Raw genomic sequence first — 20,276 nt, 5'->3', positions numbered from 1 at the left:
ATACAATATGGACCGGCGGAGGCTGTTCTTTTGATTTAACCAGATCAGTATTTCACCTTGATCACCCTAGCGGCGCGCACTTCATCCAGTCTTCTGACCGATGTATGATGCGGGGCTTGTGTGACGGTTTCCGGCGTTTCGGCGGCTTCGCGCGCAATCGCAATCAATGCATCCGCGAAGTCATCGAGCGTTTCCTTGCTTTCGGTTTCCGTCGGTTCGATCATCAAGGCCTCTTCGACGATCAGCGGGAAATAGACGGTCGGAGCGTAATAGCCGTAATCCAACAAGCGTTTGGCCATATCTAAAGTCCTTACGCCGCCTTTCTTCTGGCGGTTTCCTGAGAGGACGAATTCGTGCTTGCAGATGACCGGGTACGGCGTATCAAAATCATTTTCGAGAAGTTTGCGCAAGTAATTGGCATGCAATACGGCGCTCTCGGAAACTTTGCGCAAGCCGACCGGGCCCATTGTGCGGATATAGGTATAGGCTCTGACAAGGACGCCGAAGTTGCCGTAATAGCCTTTTACAGGGCCGATGGAAGCGGGATGATCGCTGTTCAGCACATAGCCTTCTTCCGTCTTCTCCACTCTCGGGATCGGCAGGAACTCCCTGAGATGTGCTCTTACGCCGACCGGACCGGCACCTGGTCCGCCGCCGCCATGCGGCGTGCTGAAAGTCTTGTGCAGGTTCAGGTGGACGATATCGAAGCCCATCGTGCCCGGCGTCGTTTTGCTGAGGATCGCGTTCAGATTCGCTCCGTCGTAATACAGCAATCCGCCGGCTCCATGGATGATTTCGGCGATCTGGACGATATCGCGCTCAAACAGCCCCAGCGTATTCGGATTCGTCAGCATCAGGGCGGCAGTCTGGTCATCGACTGCATTGCGCAAAGCTTCGAGATCGACCAAACCTTCAGCGGTCGACGGGATGCTTACCACATCGAAGCCCGCGATATGCGCGCTGGATGGATTGGTGCCATGGGCGCTGTCCGGAACGAAAACTTTCGTGCGCTGGAGATCGCCATTCTTTTCATGGTAGGCCCGCACCATCATCAATCCAGTCCATTCGCCGTGCGCTCCGGCTGCCGGCTGCAAAGAAACGCCGTCCATACCGGTGATGACCGCCAAATCTTCCTGCAGTTCATGCATCAATTGCAGCGCGCCTTGGACGGTCTCTACTGGCTGATACGGGTGGATGTTGGCGAAACCGTCCAAACAGGCGGTTACTTCATTGATTTTCGGGTTGTATTTCATTGTGCAGGATCCCAGCGGATAGAAGCCGTTTTCCACGCCGAAATTATCCTGGGAAAGGTTGGTGTAATGGCGCATCAACTGCAGTTCGCTGATTTCCGGCAGTTCGGCAGGCTGTTTGCGGTCAAGATGCTCCGGCAGTTTGGCTTTGAAGTCCGTTTTGGGGACATCGCTTTTCGGCAGGCTGTAGCCGACACGACCCGGACGGCTTAATTCAAAGATCACATTTTTCGTTTTACGCATGCTTAATACCCTCCAATACCGCAATGAATCGGTCGATTTCTTCCTTCGGGCGTTTTTCGGTGGCACAAACCAACAGCTGATTCGGTTTATGATAAGTCTCCGCCAGGCTGTAGCCGCCGATGATGCCCGCCTCCAGCAGAGCCCGGTTCGCTTCTTCGGCCGGGAAAGGCAGATCGATGACGAACTCATTGAAGAATGGCGATTGATTCAGGATCGCGAAGCCTTTATCCTGCAAAGCTTGGGCAAAATAAGCCGCTTTGTCGACGTTGAGTTGGGCCATTTCCTGGACCCCCTGCTTCCCGAGGGCCGCCATGCAGACGGCAGAAGCCAACGCATTCAAGGCTTGGTTCGAACTCATGTAGGAAGTCGCTTTTTCGCGGCGGATATGCTGTTCCCTGCTCTGGAGGGTCAGTACAAAAGCGCGCTCGCCATCGGCATCCAGCGTTTCCCCGACGATCCTGCCGGGAACTTTGCGGATATGTTTTTGATTCACGGAGAAATAACCGCAGTGCGGGCCGCCGAATGACATCGGCAAACCGAACGGCTGCGTGTCGCCGACAACGATATCCGCACCCAAGTTGCCGGGCGCTTCAAGGATCCCCAGCGCCAACGGATTGGCCATCACGATCAACAGCGCGCCTTTGTCTTCGGCGATCTTTTTGACGACAGCCAAATCTTCGACCGATCCGAAGAAATTCGGATACTGGACAACGATTGCCGCGGTATCGGGTGTCGTCAGGCATCGCGTCACATTGAAGTTGGTGACGTCCTTCTCCATCAGCACTTCGATGACATCCAGTCCACGGCCTTTTGCAGCGGCGTGGATAACAGCTCGGGCGTTCGGATGGACCGCCTGCGAAAGGACGATTTCATTCCGTTTTGTGACTGCCGCGGCCAAACCGACAGCTTCGCTCAAGGAAGCGAACCCGTCATATAAGGAAGAGTTTGTCGCTTCCATCCCCGTCAATTCACTGATCATCGATTGGAATTCAAAAATCGCCTGCAGTTCCCCTTGACTGGCTTCCGCCTGATAAGGCGTATAGGCTGTATAGAATTCGGACCGCGAAATCACCGCATCGACCACGCTCGGGATGTAATGATCGTAGGTGCCGGCGCCCATGAAAATCGGCATCTGACCGGCGCTGACGTTTTTTTCGGCTATAGACTTCATTTGCTTCAAAAGTTCGGATTCAGAGACGGCAGCCGGAATCGCCAGTTCTTCCTTCAGACGGATTCCTTCAGGGATGTCCGTAAACAGGTCCTCCATGCTCTCAACCCCGATGACAGCCAGCATTTCTTTTTCGTCTTCGGCTGTATCCGGTAAATAACGGAATTGCTCCTCAGTCATCTTATGCTTCCTCCTCGGCCACGAATGCTTCGTATTCATCGTAGCTCAACAACTCATCCAATTCTCCGGCATCGCTCAAGCTCATTTCGTACATCCAGCCGCCTGCAAACGGTTCTGCGTTGACGGTTTCAGGTGCATCAGCCAAAGCTTCATTCTGTTTCGTCACTGTTCCGGAAACCGGCGCATACACTTCCGAGACGGATTTTACGGATTCGACCGTCACAGCCTCGTCTCCTTTGGCCAGTTCCGCATCCAGATCAGCCACGAAATCCACGAACACGATGTCGCCCAATTGTTCCGCTGCATGCTCCGTAATGCCGATGCGAACCGTTTCATCCGTGATTTTTTCTACCCATTCGTGCTCTTTTGTGTAATAAAAATTTTTGTGGTCTGCCATTTCAATTCATCCTTCCGCGCACTGCGCTGGTTTATTATTATAGAGAATTATAAAACTTTTATTTATTCAATAATTATGGCTAGCTTTCATGGCTGAACGAACCCGTTCAGCTTTTCGTTCTTTTATAAAATGGTTTGGGAATGATCGTCGCTTGGATGCGCTTATTGCGTATTTCGATTTGGATCTCCGTGCCGATGGTGGCCGCTTCCGACTTCACCAGGGCCATGCCGATGCTTTTCTTCAAAGTCGGAGACTGCGTTCCTGAAGTGACAACACCGATTTCCGCTCCATCTGAGGAAAAGACTTTGTAACCTTCGCGCGGGATCCCTCTTTCGGTGGCTTCGAAACCGACGATCTTTTCGGTTGCTCCGTTTTCGCGGATTGCCGTCAAGGCTGCTTTGCCGATAAAATCGCTCGTTTTATTCGTTTTGACCGCAAATCCCAAACCGGCAGCCAACGGAGTGATTTCCTCCGACAATTCATGCCCATAGAGCGGCATCCCCGCTTCCAGGCGCAGCGTATCCCGGGAACCGAGTCCGCAAGGCAACAACCCATAGTCTTCCCCGGCTGCCAACAGTTTTTCCCACAAGGAAGCGGTCTGCCCGCTTGCCACATACAATTCAAAACCGTCTTCACCGGTATAGCCCGTCCTTGAAATCAGGACATGGGGAATGCCCGCCACTACCTGGTCCTCGACGAAATGGTAATTTCCGATGGCATCCAGATCGGCGCCCGTCAGTTCCTTCAGGATCTTGATGGCTGCCGGTCCCTGCAGGGCAAGCAGGCCGATGCTGTCGGAAATATTTTTGAGGATCGCTTCCGGTTCATTGTTCTTTTCCATCCATGCGTAGACTTTATCCGTGTTGGATGCATTGCAGACCAAAAGGTAACTTTCTTTGTCCAATTTGAAAAGGATGACATCATCCACTGCCCCGCCATTCGGATAACACATGATGTTGTATTGGGCTTGGCCAATCGTCATCACGCTGACATCATTCGTCAGCAGCCCGTTCAGGTAGCTTTCCGATTCATTTCCGGATATTTCGATTTCTCCCATATGCGAACAATCGAAAAGTCCCGCGCGTTCACGGACAGCCTCATGCTCGGCAAGGATACCGGAAAATTGGATCGGCATCTCCCAGCCGCCGAAATCAATCAGCTTCACGCCGTTCGCTTTATAATATTCAAATAATGGCGTGCGTTTGCCTATCATTGGTTCACTCACGTACAAATCCCCCTTTTCTTTCCTGGATTCCGCATTTTTTACGACTGTTTTTCGACTTCTCGTCACATTAACGTGTAACCGTTTCACTTCCCTTTGTTATCTATTTTAGCATAGAAAATGAGTAAAACACTCTCACGAAAGATTGTTCGCATTAAACGCAAAACCATCCTCATAATAGCACGTTTGATTTTATATCACGAAAAATATGCTTACGTTATGTGGAATATGTTTTTCGAACGTTCGGATTTTATCCAAAAATGACATTTCACTCAATTATTAACAGATTCTTAAAAAGATAGTTGTAAACAAGCTGAATAATGTGTAAAATGAATAATTAAAAAGATATAATTGATTTCTCTCGCCAAATTTTCATCTTTGGCGGAAATCACGAATCATTTTTAATCATTGTATAAGAAATGTTTCTGAATTTAATAAATTGGCGAGGTGGAAATATTGAAAAAAGTTTTGGTTGCAAATCGCGGCGAAATCGCGATACGTGTATTTCGTGCACTGACTGAACTGGGAATCCCTACTGTTGGCGTCTATGCGCAAGAGGATGAAGGTTCTGTGCACCGTTTTAAAGCAGATGAAGCCTATTTGGTCGGAAAAGGCAAAAAGCCTATCGACGCCTATCTGGACATCGAAGACCTGATCCGCATCGCTAAAGATTCCGGTGCAGACGGCATTCATCCTGGATATGGTTTCTTATCTGAAAATATCGACTTCGCTAGACGTTGCCAAGAAGAAGGCATCAAATTCATCGGCCCTTCTTTGGAACATCTGGACATTTTTGGCGATAAAATCAAAGCAAAAGTTGCAGCTGTGGAAGCCGGCATCCAATCAATCCCTGGTTCGGACGGTCCAGTCGCAAACATCGACGAAGTCATTGAGTTTGCGGAAACCTACAACTACCCGATCATGATCAAAGCGGCTTTAGGCGGCGGCGGACGCGGCATGCGCATGGCCTTCAACGAACAAGAAGCCCGCGAAGGTTTCGAAAGAGCCCGTAGTGAAGCTTTGGCCGCATTCGGCAGCGATGAAATTTATGTCGAAAAATACATCCAAGATCCTAAACACATCGAAATTCAGATTTTAGGGGATGAGCATGGCAACATCGTTCACCTTTACGAACGTGACTGCTCCGTGCAACGCCGCCATCAAAAAGTAGTCGAAGTGGCACCTTGCGTTTCCATGTCGGATGAAGTCCGCCATGAAATCTGTAACGCTGCTCTTCAATTGATGAAACACGTCGGCTATGTGAATGCCGGAACTGTTGAATTCCTTTTGGAAGGCGACCAATTCTACTTCATCGAAGTGAATCCGCGTGTCCAAGTGGAGCATACAATCACAGAGTTGATTACAGGAATCGATATCGTGCAATCACAGATCCTGATTGCTCAAGGACAAGATCTGCATAAAGAAATCGGCATCCCGCAACAGGCAAATATCCCGTTGATCGGAGCTGCTATCCAATGCCGTATCACGACGGAAGATCCGTTGAACAACTTCTTCCCTGATACCGGAAAAATCAATACTTACCGTTCTCCAGGCGGCTTCGGAATCCGATTGGATGCTGGTAACGGATTCCAAGGCACGGTCGTAACACCGTTCTTCGACTCTTTATTAGTTAAATTGTGCGTACATGCTTCGACATTCGATCAAGCTGTCCGCAAAATGGAACGTTCCCTGATTGAATTCCGTATCCGTGGCGTGAAAACGAACATTCCGTTCATGTTCAACGTCATTACGCACCCAATCTTTGTGTCAGGCGATGCGAAAACAACTTTCATCGATACGACGCCGGAACTGTTCGAATTCCCTAAAACGCGCGACCGTGGTAACAAAACGATGCAGTATATCGGAAACATTACCGTTAATGGCTTCCCGGGCATCCAAAAAGGCCACAAGAAATTCTATGATAAGCCTAGAATCCCGACTGACATTGTCGTTCCGGAACAAAAAATCATTACTGCCAAAAATATTTTGGATGAAAAAGGCCCTGCAGCCGTGAGCGAATGGATCAAAGACCAGAACCGCGTGCTCTTGACGGATACGACTTTCCGTGACGCGCACCAAAGTTTGTTGGCCACCCGTATCCGCACAAACGAGATGCAAGCCATCGCAGCCGAAACGCAAGCAGCAATTCCGCAATTGTTCTCTTCCGAAATGTGGGGAGGAGCTACCTTCGACGTTGCCTACCGCTTCCTGAGCGAAGATCCTTGGAAACGATTGAAGAAACTGCGCTCGCAAATGCCGGATACTTTATTGCAGATGCTGTTCCGTGGATCGAATGCAGTCGGATACCAAAACTATCCGGACAACGGTTTGGAAGAGTTCATCAGACTTGCCGCTAAAAACGGGATCGACGTCTTCCGTATCTTCGACAGCTTGAACTGGACGAAGCAAATGGAAAGAAGCATCCAGTACGTGCGCGACAACGATAAGATTGCTGAAGCAGCCATCTGCTACACAGGCGATATCAATGATCCGACACAAACAAAATACACAATCCAATACTACAAAGAGATGGCCAAAGAGCTTGAATCACTGGGAGCACACATCATCGCGATCAAGGATATGGCCGGTCTTTTGAAACCGCAAGCGGCTTACCGTCTGATCAGCGAGTTGAAGGATACCGTAAATCTGCCGATCCATCTGCATACGCATGATACAAGCGGAAACGGCATCTACACGTACTCAGAAGCAATCAAAGCCGGCGTCGACATCGTAGACGTAGCCATGAGTGCCATGAGCGGTACTACCAGCCAACCAAGCATCAGCAGCTTGTACTACGCATTGGAAGGTTCTGAGCACGCGCCGGAAATCAACATCCACAACGTGCACAAAATCAACCGTTATTGGGAAGATATCCGTGATTACTATGAAGAATTCGAAGGCGGCATCCAGACGACTTCAACAGAAGTCTACGACCACCAAATGCCGGGCGGACAATACACGAACCTGCAACAACAGGCGAGCGCTGTCGGCTTGACCGACGAGTGGGACAAAGTCAAAGAAATGTACGCTGACGTGAACAAAATGTTCGGCGACATCGTCAAAGTGACACCATCCTCAAAAGTTGTCGGCGATATGGCCCTATACATGGTCCAAAATAAATTGACCGAAGAAGATGTCTACGCAAAAGGCGAAACGATCGACTTCCCTGAATCAGTCGTCAGCTTCTTCAAAGGCGATTTAGGCCAACCGACAGGCGGATTCCCTGAAAGATTGCAGGAAATCATCCTGAAAGGCAAAAAAGCCATCACGGAAAGACCGGGCAGCTTGCGCGAGCCAATCGACTTCGTTGCTTTGAAGGCTGAGTTGGAGGAAAAAATCCAACGTCCAGCCAGCGATGAAGATGTCATCAGCTACCTGATGTACCCACAAATCTTCCTGGATTATATCGCAGTCTACGATAAGTTCGGCGACGTCACAAAACTTGACACCCCTACTTTCTTCCACGGCATGCGTATGGGCGAGCAGATCGAAGTCCAGATCGAAAAAGGAAAAACCTTGATCATCAAGTTGAACTCAATCGGTGAACCTGATTCGGACGGGATGCGTACCCTTTACTTCGACCTGAATGGCCAAGGCCGTGAGATTGAAGTCAAAGACATGTCCATCACCAGCACGAAAGCGATCCGCAAAAAAGCGGAACCTACCAACAAAGAACACGTCGGCGCAACAATGCCGGGTTCTGTATTGGAAGTTCTCGTCAAACGCGGCGATCGCGTTTCTCAAGGAGATCCAGTCGTGATCACTGAAGCGATGAAGATGGAAACAATGATCCGTTCGACAATCAGCGGTGTCGTTGACCAGATCTATGTCATCGACGGCGACCAGATCGAAGCAGGAGACCTCCTGATCGAGATCGAAGCAAAATAATAAGCACAAGAAGGGGAGGCTCCAAAGGAGACCTCCCTTTCGTGCCGCTTTCCCCAGAGTCATATCAGTAAATGTCCGATAACCATAATGAATCGGACAACCAGCGACCAACCGCTTCGAGCGTTGTCCGATTACCGCAACGAATCGGACAACTAGTGACCAACCGCTTCGAGCGTTGTCCGATAACCGCAACGAATCGGACATCCAGCAACCACACGCTTCGAGCGTTGTCCGATAACCGCATTGATTCGGACAACCAACTACCTTTTAGCAAGAAGATAGACAGCTCATTCCGGGATAGCTCTTTCCTATCCGTAATGAGCTGCCGCAAGGAGGAAAATTTTTTTGGAAAATGAATTAAAACCCTACATCCACGTCGCCCAATACTACGAAACGGACCAGATGAAGATCATCCACCACTCCAATTACATCCGTTGGTTTGAGGAAGCCCGCGTGGACTTCCTCGACCAGATCGGCGCGAATTATGCGAATTTGGAAGAAGTCGGCATCATCAGCCCAGTCCTTTCCGTCGAAGCGCATTACAAAACGATGGTCCGCTTTGGAGACTCCGTCTATGTCCTGACCGAAATCGATTCGTACAGCGGTGTGAAATTGGGCCTAACCTACCGTGTCATTGATGTCGCAACTGGTGAGTTGCGCACGACCGGCAAAAGCAAGCATTGCTTCCTGAATGAAGAAGGCCGTCCTGTTTCACTGAAGAAAGTCCAACCGCATGTGCATGCCAGCTTCGAAACCTATCGGGAGCATGTTTTCAGCGTTTGAGTTAGTGAAATAGGATCTCTGCCAAGAAATAACCTGACCAAATCACCAGTCTGCCCCTCAGCTTCGCAAAAGTAGCCTTTAAGGGAGAAAACTGTTGTGGATGTGCTAGAAGTACTCGTCACCCGAACAGGCAAGCACGGTGCCTTTATCTATCGCAAAAAGCATGAGCCCTCAAATGAATGGGCTCATGCTTTTTATTCTGCACTCTAATTTTCAGTTTGTTCCAATATGCTCACGAAACGGTCGGTCAGGTTCGCGGTGAATCCCCAGAGTCGATGGGTCTCCAGATGGTAGAACGGGACGCTATGTACGCCGATCCTGAATTTGTAGTCCCTGCCGTTCGGAATCAGTTCGAACGGGAAATCATCCGGGTGCTCCAACCGGACCGTCGAAGAGTAGTAAGTCGGCCGGTTATCCATGAAATACTGGAGCGGCACCGTGAAAATTTCCTGAACTTCTTTATTGAAGCGGATATCATCCTTGTCCACGCCGACGATTTCCCCGACATAGCAATGGATGATCGCGCGCTCATTCATGATATAGTCCATTTCCCCCAAAATATTGATATTGTCCCTTTTTATGTTCAGCTCTTCCATTGTTTCCCGGATTGCCGTCTCTTCAAAGCTCTCTCCCGGCTCCACTGCACCGCCCGGGAATGAGGTATCCCCTGGTTGGGAGATATGCTCGCCCCGCACCTCATAAAGGACATGAAGCGCCTCGTCCACCCTGATCAAAGGGAGCAGGACGGAGAAATAGCGCTGTTCCCCGATCGGCTCGGGTTCGTGTTCCGCCAATATTTTTTTTATATCCTCCAGCATTATGCCATCACCTACCGCTTGTTTTTCTTACATTATACCCGTTATTATCTCGAATTCGAAATAATATGCTCGAATCCTTTTCAAATCTATCCGGCGATGATCTTCACGTGGAATTTGCGGTTGCGCGGGCCATCATAATCCCAGAAGTATATGCTTTGCCAAGTCCCCAACAGCATCTTTCCTTCCGTCAAGATGATCGTTTCGCTGACGCCTGTCAAGGAAGACTTGATGTGGGCATCGGAATTGCCTTCGACGTGCCTGTAGCTCCCCTTGTTCGGAAACGTGTCAGTATAACCCCAATTCAGGTCCTTCTGAACATCCGGATCGGCGTTTTCATTGATCGTGATGGCGGCTGTCGTGTGCGGACAGAAGACGACCATGATGCCGTCCTTAACGCCGCTTTTCGCCAAAGCGTCCTCGAGATAGACATCGATGTTCGTCAGCGACTGTTTGCCACTCGTCTGGATACGGTAGGTAAACAGATTTTGGCTCATCCTCTTCCCCTCCATTCTGCAACATCAAACAGTTTCATGAAACTCAGTAACTCAAACTGCGTCGACCGAAATCTGCCACTCGACGCCGTAGCGGTCAGTCAGGCTACCGTACAGCGGGCTCCAGAAAGTCTGTTGGAGCTCCATGCCGATGGATCCTCCCTCAGCCAAGCGATTAAAGACGGTCCGTGCTTCCTCCACATCATCGTATGTCAGCGTCAACGAGATGTGGTTGCCCGGTTGGAAATGCATGCCAGGGAAAACATCGGAAATCATCAGCATGGCGCCATTCTTCAATTTGATCTGTGCATTCATGACCAGATCCTCCACACCCGGCGGCAAGGAAAATTCTTCAGCCGCGGCTGAATCGTCCTTCGGGGCTTCCCCGAAAGTTGTCATGCCAAGCAGTTCGCCATCAAGGGCCTCAACATAATAATGCATTGCCTCTTTGGCGTTGCCGTCGAAATTCAGATAAGGGAATAAGCTTGTCAACATACGGATTCCTTCTTTCATTTTTCATTATTTATAATTAACGCACTACTTCAATGCCGGCCACGTTCCCGACGTCATGATAATTTTTCCCGGTTTTTTTGTCGGTGAAGTCGACCGTGACGATACCGGACAGTCCTTCTTTAACGATTTTGTTCATCCCTTTCTCGGTCGGCGCCAACAATGCCCCTCCGTGGAGCACTTCCGCACAGATCGTGAGGGAGGCGGATGCATGCGAAACTTCGATTTCGATACGGTCATCTGTCAACAGGCCCAGAGTGAATTTGCTGCGGTTATAGGTAGCAAAACGATATTCGATCCCATCCACGATGAAGCTGCAGATGAACCCTTCAAACGAGGATCCGCGAAAAGGGATTTTTGCCACCGAGAAGAAGAGGCTGGTCCCCTCGTCCTGGAAATGATTGCACTGGATCCAGACATACTCCTGCGGGAAAGACGTTCCCCAGTCCTTTTCAAGGTAGCCTTTGCCGCCTGTAAAATCACGGGTCTTGGTTCCGATCGCCACAGTTCCGTCGATAGCATGATTCATGCTGATGACGCCGTGATAGCATTCCATGTTCGGGATGTAAGCAAAGAAGCCCATGATGGATGGCGACGCCGGTGTCCGTTTGATCGTTTGGAAATGTCCCAGCTTCAGGATGCCTTCTATCTGGAAATCAGCATCCTCAAGGTGCACACTGACGAGCGTTTCCGAAAAGACGCTGTTGCCGACTTTCAGCACGAAAGGTCTCCGGTTGCATATGAACGCAGACAATGGGTAGCGGATGTAGCCGGTCCGCAGCTCTTTTTCGAGCGCTTCTCCGCTATGGACATAGGAATATTGGATGAAACAATGTGGATCTTCATCGGTAAGGGATATTCCCGGAATCAGGCTGAGCACGGTCTTTTCATCTGCCGACACACTCTTGAAATACCACCCTTCAAAATAAGGGCCTTGCTTTTTCAGGTCTCCTTGAAACAGAATCGAATTGGTCACTTTATTCGCCATGGCGCAGCGCTTCCTTTCGCATGCATTCTTATCTTTATCATGCAACAACACCCATTGTTCCGTCAATTTTTTGCATTTGCAGCGCAGTCATTTTTTCTCGGTATACGCAAAAAAGCCACTCCAGCGTCATTTACCGGAGCAGCCTGATTCATTTGTAAAATTTTACTGTTTGATGATGGATACGACGCGAGCGCCGTCCACTTCTATCGTCACAGTGTCGCCGGCTTTGATGAACGGCAACTGCTTGTCGATGGATACTTTAGCGACATAAATGGTTTCTGCATCGCCTTCCAACATGAAGTAATAGGTCGTTTCACCGTCGATGACGACTGATTCCATGGCGGTGATGGCACCGCTGAGGGTTTCCGTCTCGACGACCTCTTCCTCTTCGTCGGTTGTAGTGGAAACGACGCCGCCGGTATAGGCGTTCCAAGCAGCAGCCAAGGAATTGCCGGTCCCGACTTTCTGATAGTTCGTCGCATTTACAAAGGCGTACATTTTGATTAACCCGGCATCATCCTTCAAGGACAATTGATAGACGGGTTTGTTTTCCATGTTGAACAGAAGCGGGAATGTGCTGATATAGCCTTTTTCCTGCACCGACCCCTGCGCGCTTTCCATGGCACTCCATTCGGTCGCAGTGCTGATGTTGTAGCGTTTCGATTCCTTGGTCCTTGAATTGACCAGCACAAAACCGATATTCGATTCATCCGCCGCTACGGAAGTTAAGCCGGTGTATAGGTACAGATCGTCATTCAGCACGATGTAGTTGTAGCCATCCGCGTTTTGGATGACACCCTTCTTGCTGATGACGCTGTTCAGGTATCCGCCTTGGTATTGCCCGTTGTAATTGATCTGCGTCATCACCATGTTCGCAGGGAACACGCGATCGACCCAATCAGGCACATCGGCAACGCTGTAGCGCGTGATGTCGCCGGAAGAAGCATCCACGACGAACACGCCGACGACTTCCTTGGGCCCCATGAAGCTGAATTTCTTTTCAACGATGGGCGCGATGTAATAAGGATTGCCCTCTTCGTCCAATTCAAAGACCGGATTTTCGAACATCACAGTCGGATAATTGAAAAAGATGTGCCTTGTGATGTCATCCCCGAAATAGCCGGAATGGGAATAATGGATGTTCTTCTCAAGATTCACCAATTCAGAATCCCCCGTCACCATGTCGACGGTCACATAATGCGGAATGCCATCGGCGCGGTTGTTCAACCACCGGAAAAAGCTGACGTATTCCAATGGCGAAACGCGGACAGAATCGCCTTTATAAGCGATCTGCGTGTATTCCGTGCTGACGTCGAATTGCGATACCAAATTGAGGACTTCGCCAAGCTTACGGCTTCCCAGACGCTCCGCCATATCGCGGTCGATCGTCGGTATCTGCGAAGGGTCCGTGATGGTCAGGTCCTCCTCAAAATTACCTTCCGTATGCGTAAGCAAGCTGGCATAATCCTTGGCCCTGAAAATTTGGGAACCAAATAGCATCCCACCAATCAAGAAGACAATACTGATTCCGATGATGGCTCCGGTAACTTTGTTTACCTTATCGGCTTTCGTCCGATCCAAAATGTTCATCAATGCCGCACTTGCGACCAAATACAAAAACATATTCGTCCAAAACTCCGGCGACTGGATCGACACCGGGGTCAACGCCGAGTACCAATATCCTAAAAGAATGACTGCCGGCAGGCCATAGGCAATCGCCACACTTTTCCAATTTTTCACAACTCTGCACCCTTTCTTTTCCTGTGAATCTTCCTTGATAAATCACTTAAGGATTTGATGCTAGTATTATACCATTTTTTTGAGTTATATTTCGACTTTCAATATATGGGATTATTTAGGCCATCGGGAAAATATTGGACCGCTTGATCCATGCTCCTGCGAATGCAGAAAATTCGGGTTCACCGGCGGATTGCACCCCGGGACGGGCGTGTGCTCCGGCCAGGCTGAGGCTCACCTGAGTTGGCATAGATTTTCGACTTCCTCCTCCGGCAGCAACGGCTTCGACGGAGTTAGGTACTCCTAGCCGATCCCCTCCTCCGGCCAAACGCATCCCCCACAGGAGCAGGCGCTCCCTCGCCCACGACACCAAAAAACGACAAAAAAACCGAAGCAGCGAATGCCCGCTGCCTCGGTTTTTTTCAATTGATTAGTAGATGTCAGTATCGCCTGATAAGAAACGGTCCACTTCGCCTGCTGCTAGTTTTCCTTCTTGTAGTGCCCATACGACCAAGCTTTGTCCGCGGCGCATGTCGCCGCAGGTAAAGACTTTTTCCACGTTTGTTTTGTAGTCGGTTTCTGTCGCTTGAATATTGCTGCGCAAATCGCGTTTCAAAGCTAATTCATCCGGAATGGTATCTTCAGGACCGGTGAAGCCCATAGCCAGCAGAACCAGGTCCGCTTTCCAGACTTTTTCGCTTCCTTCGATGGCTACCGGATTCATTCTGCCTAACGCATCACGTTTCCATTCGATCTGTACAGTATGGACAGCCGTAACTTCGCCTGCTTCATTCTTTTCGATCTTGGTCGTGTTGATCTCATAGCTGCGCGGATCGGAGCCGGTCAAGTAGATCGCTTCTTCTTGGCCATAGTCCGTTTTCAGCTTTTTAGGCCATTCTGGCCACGGATTCGTGTTTGTGTCACGTTTATCCGGAGCTTCCGGCATGATCTCGAATTGATGCACGCTTTTCGCGCCATGACGGATGGATGTGCCGACACAGTCTGTACCGGTATCCCCGCCACCGATTACGATGACGTGTTTGTCTTTGGCGCTGATTTTGCTTTCCTGTGTTTCGCCTGCAAGGATATTTTGTGTGTTTGCAGTCAGGAAGTCCATGGCCATGTGTACGCCTTTAGCGTCATTGCCTTCGACATTGATGCCGCGGGCGCGGGTTGCGCCGCCGCAAAGAACGACTGCATCGTACGTGTCAACCAATTCCTGTGCAGTGATGTCTTTACCGACTTCTGTATTGCAGACAAATGCCACGCCAGCTTCTTCCAGGATGTCCAGTCTTCTTTGGATGATATCCTTGTCCAATTTCATGTTCGGGATACCATACATCAATAAACCACCCGGACGGTCGCTTCTTTCGAAGACAGTGACCGCATGCCCAACTGAAGTCAAGTAGTGCGCAGTCGCGAGACCGGCAGGACCGGAGCCGACAACCGCAACGCGTTTGCCGGTAGCTGGAGCTTTAGCCGGTTTAACCCAACCGTTCTGGAAAGCATGTTCGATGATTTCGTATTCGATGCTGCTGATCGTAACGGGTTCATCGATATGCCCCAATGTACAAGATCCTTCACAAGGAGCAGGACAGACACGTCCTGTAAATTCCGGAAACGGATTGGTCAAAGATAAACGCTCATAAGCTTCTTTCCATTGACCGCGATACACCATGTCATTCCATTCAGGGATGAGATTGTGCAACGGGCAACCGGACGCTCCGTTCGGCAGCATGATGCCTGCTGAACAGAACGGAATGCCACAGCTCATACAACGGGCCGCTTGGGTCCGAATTTTTTCTTCTGATGTTTCTTCACGCATTTCGCCCCAATTTTTGATGCGGACTTCCGGAGAAATCTTTTCATAATTGGAACGGCTATATTCCTTAAATCCAGTAATTTTTCCCATCTTATCCCTCCTCCTTAGTTTGTCACAACTGGTTTGTAGCGCTCATCAAAGGCATAACGCATTGCGTCTTCACCGGTGATGCCCATCTGGTTCGCAATTTCGATGTTTTCCAGGATGAACTTGTAGTCGTTGGAGATGACTTTAGTGAAGCGGGATTTCATTTGATCCCAACTAGCCAAGATGCTTTGCGCTTTTGGACTTCCAGTGAAGATCATATGCTCCTGCAGCATGCGCTTGATTGTGTCATGCTCTGTGTCATTCAAATCTGTCGTTGCGCTGACCATTTCCATGTTCAGGTTGTTTTCGTCGAAATCAAGGATATAAGCTACCCCGCCCGACATCCCGGCAGCGAAGTTACGACCGGTTTTTCCGATGATCAGAACCGTTCCGCCAGTCATGTACTCACAACCGTGGTCGCCGATTCCTTCAACAACAGTATCCACGCCACTGTTACGGACGCAGAAACGTTCTCCGGCGATTCCGTTGATGTATGCTTTACCACTGGTTGCGCCATAGAAAGCGACGTTACCGGTGATGATGTTTTCTTCAGGTGCGAATGTAGCCTCATTCGGTACGCGTACGATGATTTTACCACCGGACAAACCTTTACCGATGTAGTCATTCGAATCGCCCTCCAGCGTCAATGTCATCCCTTTCGGAATGAATGCGCCGAAACTTTGTCCTGCCGAACCAACGAAGGTCAATTGGATCGTATCTTCAGGCAAGCCTTCAGCACCATATTTTTTCGATATTTCGCTGCCGATGATGGTTCCGACAACGCGGTCGATGTTTTGGATAGCTGATTTCGCGACGATGCGTTTCTTCGATTCGATGGCCGGTTTCACGATTCTCAACAGACGGCGCATATCCAATGTTTTCTCTAATTCATGGTCTTGCTCCGTCATGTTGTATCTGCCGACATTCGGTGCTGCATATGGTTGGTACAATACGCTGGACAGATCGACTGTCTTCGCTTTCCAATGCTTCACATTTTCTTTCATCTTCAGCTTGTCGCTGCGTCCGACCATTTCATTGATTGTGCGGAAGCCTAATTTAGCCATGATTTCACGCAATTCTTCGGCAACGAACATCATGAAATTCACGACGTATTCCGGTTTGCCTTGGAAGTTTTTGCGCAATGTTTCATCCTGCGTTGCGATACCCACTGGACATGTATTCAGGTGGCAGACACGCATCATGATGCAGCCGATAGCCACTAGCGGTGTCGTCGCAAAGCCGAATTCTTCGGCACCCAACATACATGCGATCGCAACATCGCGACCAGTCAATAATTTACCATCCGTTTCGACGCGGACGCGGTCACGCAATTTGTTCAACACCAATGTTTGGTGCGCTTCAGCCAAGCCCAGTTCCCACGGCAAGCCAGTATTGCGGATGCTGGTTCTAGGTGCTGCACCTGTACCGCCGTCATAACCGCTGATCAGGATTGTATCGGCATTTGCTTTTGCAACACCTGCAGCGATCGTACCGACGCCGGCTTCAGAAACCAATTTCACGTTGATGCGCGCATCGCGGTTGGCATTCTTCAAGTCGAAGATCAATTCTTTCAAATCTTCGATGGAGTAGATGTCGTGATGCGGAGGCGGTGAAATCAAGCCTACACCCGCGATGGAGCCACGTGTTTTGGCGATTTCAGGATATACTTTCGGTCCTGGCAATTGTCCGCCTTCACCCGGTTTTGCACCTTGGGCCATCTTGATCTGGATTTCCTTCGCGTTCACCAAGTAGTGGCTCGTTACGCCGAAACGTCCGGAAGCGACTTGCTTGATGGCGCTGTTGCGGGAATCTCCGTTTTCATCCAACTCGAAGCGGCGCGGATCTTCTCCACCCTCACCAGAGTTGCTCATGCCGCCCAGACGGTTCATTGCGATCGCCAACGTTTGGTGCGCTTCGATACTGATCGAACCGTAAGACATCGCTCCGGTCTTGAAGCGTTTCACGATGCTTTCAGCAGATTCGACTTCCTCGATCGGAATCGCATCTTGAGCATTTGGCTTGAATTGCATCAGTTGACGCAATGTGTACGCGTTTGTATCAGCATTGATTTCGCGAGAAAACTCTTTGTATTGCTCATAGTCCCCTTGGCGAGTCGCTTGCTGCAGACGGTAGATCGTGCTCGGATTGTACAAGTGTTCTTCACCCATGGCCGAGTATTGGAAATGGCCGCCCACTCCCAGCGTTTCGCTGTAAGGCGCTGTAGCTTTATAGGCACTGTCATGACGCATTTTGTTTTCGGTAGCAATTTCCTGCAGACCGATACCTTCGATGCGGGTAGGCGTCCCTGTGAAGTATTTAGCGACAACTTCGCTGTTGACTCCCAGTGCTTCAAAAATTTGTGCACCGTGATAGCTGCGCATTGTTGAAATACCCATCTTAGTCAATACTTTGGACATGCCGTGGACAGCAGCGTGGATATAGTTCGCTTCCGCTGCCTCAGCATCCAGTCCGTCCAATAGATCTTCTTCCGCAAGTTCGCGGATGGTTGCAAAAGTCAAATAAGGATTGACCGCGTTACAGCCGTATCCGACCAATGTACAGAAGTGATGCACTTCTCTTGGTTCACCGGATTCCAGCACAAGGCCGACGCTCGTGCGTGTTTCTTCGCGGATCAAATGGTGGTGCAGACCGGAAACAGCCAATAAAGCTGGAATGGCTGCCCATTCAGCGTTCACACCACGGTCGGAAAGGACCAAAATGTTGGCGCCTGAGGCAATGGCTTTGTCAGCCGCGCTGAAAAGACGTTCCAAAGCTTTTTCCATCCCTTTCGCATCTTCTTCGATGCGGTAAAGAAGGGAAAGAGTGACCGTTTTGAATTTGTCGTCCTGCAGTGCTTTGATTTTCGCCAGTTCAGAATCCGTCAAAATCGGGCTATCCAAGTAGATGGCATGCGTGTCCGCATTGTCCGGGTCCAAAAGGTTACCGCAATTTCCGACAAGCATTGTATCGGAAGTAACGATTTCCTCACGGATTCCATCAATCGGAGGGTTCGTAACTTGCGCAAATAATTGTTTGAAGTACAGATAAAGCATCTGTGGTTTGTCTGATAGGACTGCCAACGGAGAATCGATCCCCATTGCTCCGACTGAATCGCCACCTGTAACGGCCATCGGTTTGATCAATAACTGGATGTCCTCGAACGTATAACCGAAAGCTTTCTGTTGGTGCAACAGTTCTTCAGGAGCAACCGTCGCTGTCGTTGGAGCTGGCGCAAAGTCCTTCATTTTTGAAATGTGCTTCTCAGCCCATTCACCGTACGGCTGCTTAGCAGCGACCGTTTCTTTGATTTCTTCATCCGAAATGATACGTTTTTGCTTCGTATCGATCAACAGCATCTTGCCTGGCTCCAGACGGCCTTTATAGGCTACATCTTCCGGAAGCACATTTACGACACCTACTTCAGATGAAAGGATTACGCGATCATCTTTCGTCACATAGTAACGCGACGGACGCAAACCGTTTCTGTCCAACACCGCTCCGACGATTTCGCCATCCGTGAAGCCCATTGCTGCAGGGCCATCCCATGGTTCCATCAGGAAGTTGTTGAAGTTATAGAAATCTTTTTTGGATTTCGACATTGTTTTGTTCTTTTCCCAAGGCTCAGGAACCATCATCATGACAGCTTCCGGCAATGAGCGGCCGTTCAGATACAAGAATTCCAGATTGTTGTCGAATTGGGAAGAGTCGCTCCCTGTTTCGTCGACGATCGGATAGATTTTTTCGCTGGCATCCAACAAATCCTGGGACATGCTGCCTTGACGGGCGCGCATCCAGTTGATGTTGCCGCGGATTGTGTTGATTTCGCCATTGTGGATCAAGTAACGGTTCGGATGGGCTCTTTCCCAGCTCGGGAAAGTATTCGTACTGAAACGGGAATGGACCATCGCCAAAGCGGATGTGAAGTCCAAATCCGTCAGATCAAGATAGAAGCTGCGCAATTGCTCTGCAGTCAGCATCCCTTTGTAGACGATCGTTTTCGAAGAGAAGCTGGCAAAATAGAACGAGCCGCCTCTTTTTTCACTCATCGGCACGATTTGTTTTTCTGCTAATTTACGGATGACGAACAATTTGCGTTCGAAATCCATTTCAGTCATTTCAGGATTTCCTTTACCGACAAAGACCTGGATGAAACGCGGGATAGCTGCTTTTGCAGTCACACCGATTTCGGAGCTGTCGATCGGAACCTCACGCCAACCCAACACTTTTTGACCTTCGGAAGTGATGATCTCTTCCACCATTCTCATTTGTTCGTGACGTAGATCCTCATATTTGTGGGCAAAGAGCATCCCTACTCCATAATCGCCTTTTTTAGGCAAATGGATTCCCAGGACGTCGCACTCCCTGCTGAAAAAATGATGAGGAATCTGCACCATGATACCTGCTCCGTCACCTGTTTTGGCATCAGCGCCGGAAGCACCCCTATGCTCCATATTTTCCAATAAATCTAACGCATCAGAGACTAATTTATAAGAGCCATTTCCATTGATATCAACGACAAATCCCATACCGCATGCATCATGCTCGTAGGCGGGATCATACATTCCTTGTTTTTGTGGAGGAGTGTAACTATTCATTTCGGCGTCCCTACTTTCTATTATGTTATTCTGATATTATAATCAAACTCTAATTTAAATACAATCCATTTTCATTCATTTTTTCACAATTAGTTGC

At 49.5% G+C, this 20,276-nt stretch carries 13 protein-coding genes; 2 read left to right on the top strand and 11 right to left on the bottom strand.

Features of this window, described 5'->3' with window-relative positions; all coding sequences use genetic code 11:
* Positions 1-44 precede the first annotated feature (44 nt).
* From gcvPB to gcvT, 4 genes are all read right to left on the bottom strand, one after another.
* Positions 45-1,493: an aminomethyl-transferring glycine dehydrogenase subunit GcvPB gene (gcvPB, locus tag BM184_RS05370; RefSeq protein WP_086942486.1), complete on the bottom strand. Its 1,449-nt coding sequence runs from the start codon at positions 1,491-1,493 to the stop codon at positions 45-47.
* Positions 1,486-2,841, bottom strand: coding sequence for an aminomethyl-transferring glycine dehydrogenase subunit GcvPA (gene gcvPA / locus BM184_RS05365; protein WP_086942485.1), 1,356 nt, complete (start codon positions 2,839-2,841; stop codon positions 1,486-1,488). The genes gcvPB and gcvPA overlap by 8 nt, the downstream gene beginning before the upstream one ends.
* Position 2,842: 1 nt before the next feature.
* Entirely contained in the window at positions 2,843-3,238 is a 396-nt protein-coding gene (gene gcvH / locus BM184_RS05360) for a glycine cleavage system protein GcvH (RefSeq protein ID WP_086942484.1), read from the bottom strand.
* 106 nt (positions 3,239-3,344) lie between these two features.
* On the bottom strand, positions 3,345-4,463 hold the full coding sequence (gene gcvT, locus BM184_RS05355; RefSeq protein WP_245830646.1) for a glycine cleavage system aminomethyltransferase GcvT: 1,119 nt from the start codon (positions 4,461-4,463) through the stop codon (positions 3,345-3,347).
* Between the two features lie 453 nt (positions 4,464-4,916).
* Between gcvT and BM184_RS05350 the strand changes: the two genes are divergently transcribed.
* The gene (locus tag BM184_RS05350) at positions 4,917-8,348 is read left to right on the top strand and encodes a pyruvate carboxylase (protein ID WP_086942483.1); all 3,432 of its coding nucleotides are present in this window, start codon (positions 4,917-4,919) and stop codon (positions 8,346-8,348) included.
* Positions 8,349-8,693: 345 nt separating this feature from the next.
* The gene (locus tag BM184_RS05345; protein WP_245830644.1) at positions 8,694-9,131 is read left to right on the top strand and encodes an acyl-CoA thioesterase; all 438 of its coding nucleotides are present in this window, start codon (positions 8,694-8,696) and stop codon (positions 9,129-9,131) included.
* 206 nt (positions 9,132-9,337) lie between these two features.
* On the opposite strand, the gene BM184_RS05340 is transcribed toward BM184_RS05345, so the two are convergent.
* The 7 genes from BM184_RS05340 to gltB form a co-directional block, all read right to left on the bottom strand.
* On the bottom strand, positions 9,338-9,949 hold the full coding sequence (locus tag BM184_RS05340; protein WP_086942482.1) for an NUDIX hydrolase: 612 nt from the start codon (positions 9,947-9,949) through the stop codon (positions 9,338-9,340).
* A gap of 86 nt (positions 9,950-10,035) precedes the next feature.
* A complete protein-coding gene (locus BM184_RS05335) occupies positions 10,036-10,443 on the bottom strand; it encodes a secondary thiamine-phosphate synthase enzyme YjbQ (RefSeq protein ID WP_086942481.1) in 408 nt (135 codons plus the stop codon).
* A 51-nt stretch (positions 10,444-10,494) separates the two neighbouring features.
* On the bottom strand, positions 10,495-10,935 hold the full coding sequence (locus BM184_RS05330; protein WP_086942480.1) for a VOC family protein: 441 nt from the start codon (positions 10,933-10,935) through the stop codon (positions 10,495-10,497).
* A gap of 34 nt (positions 10,936-10,969) precedes the next feature.
* Positions 10,970-11,938 (bottom strand): tocopherol cyclase family protein, encoded by a 969-nt coding sequence (locus tag BM184_RS05325; RefSeq protein ID WP_086942479.1) that lies wholly within the window; start codon positions 11,936-11,938, stop codon positions 10,970-10,972.
* A gap of 162 nt (positions 11,939-12,100) precedes the next feature.
* Positions 12,101-13,678, bottom strand: coding sequence for a hypothetical protein (locus BM184_RS05320; RefSeq protein ID WP_086942478.1), 1,578 nt, complete (start codon positions 13,676-13,678; stop codon positions 12,101-12,103).
* 427 nt (positions 13,679-14,105) lie between these two features.
* Complete coding sequence (locus BM184_RS05315; RefSeq protein WP_086942477.1) at positions 14,106-15,587, bottom strand: glutamate synthase subunit beta; 1,482 nt, start codon at positions 15,585-15,587, stop codon at positions 14,106-14,108.
* 14 nt (positions 15,588-15,601) lie between these two features.
* The gene (gene gltB, locus BM184_RS05310; protein ID WP_086942476.1) at positions 15,602-20,179 is read right to left on the bottom strand and encodes a glutamate synthase large subunit; all 4,578 of its coding nucleotides are present in this window, start codon (positions 20,177-20,179) and stop codon (positions 15,602-15,604) included.
* Between the last annotated feature and the right edge of the window lie 97 nt (positions 20,180-20,276).

The sequence above is a fragment of the Trichococcus pasteurii genome, from assembly GCF_900112935.1.
In the GTDB taxonomy this organism is placed as follows: domain Bacteria; phylum Bacillota; class Bacilli; order Lactobacillales; family Aerococcaceae; genus Trichococcus; species Trichococcus pasteurii.
The sequence above is the reverse complement of the archived record's forward strand: the minus strand, read 5'-3'. Positions and strand labels throughout refer to the sequence as shown.

Coding starts and splice junctions, on each gene's coding strand:
- BM184_RS05330 (WP_086942480.1), bottom strand. CDS start 10,935: ATGTTGACAAGCTTATTCCCTTATCTGAATTTCGACGGCAACGCCAAA.
- BM184_RS05335 (WP_086942481.1), bottom strand. CDS start 10,443: ATGAGCCAAAATCTGTTTACCTACCGTATCCAGACGAGTGGCAAACAG.
- gltB (WP_086942476.1), bottom strand. CDS start 20,179: ATGAATAGTTACACTCCTCCACAAAAACAAGGAATGTATGATCCCGCC.
- gcvH (WP_086942484.1), bottom strand. CDS start 3,238: ATGGCAGACCACAAAAATTTTTATTACACAAAAGAGCACGAATGGGTA.
- BM184_RS05315 (WP_086942477.1), bottom strand. CDS start 15,587: ATGGGAAAAATTACTGGATTTAAGGAATATAGCCGTTCCAATTATGAA.
- BM184_RS05340 (WP_086942482.1), bottom strand. CDS start 9,949: ATGCTGGAGGATATAAAAAAAATATTGGCGGAACACGAACCCGAGCCG.
- gcvPB (WP_086942486.1), bottom strand. CDS start 1,493: ATGCGTAAAACGAAAAATGTGATCTTTGAATTAAGCCGTCCGGGTCGT.
- gcvPA (WP_086942485.1), bottom strand. CDS start 2,841: ATGACTGAGGAGCAATTCCGTTATTTACCGGATACAGCCGAAGACGAA.
- BM184_RS05325 (WP_086942479.1), bottom strand. CDS start 11,938: ATGGCGAATAAAGTGACCAATTCGATTCTGTTTCAAGGAGACCTGAAA.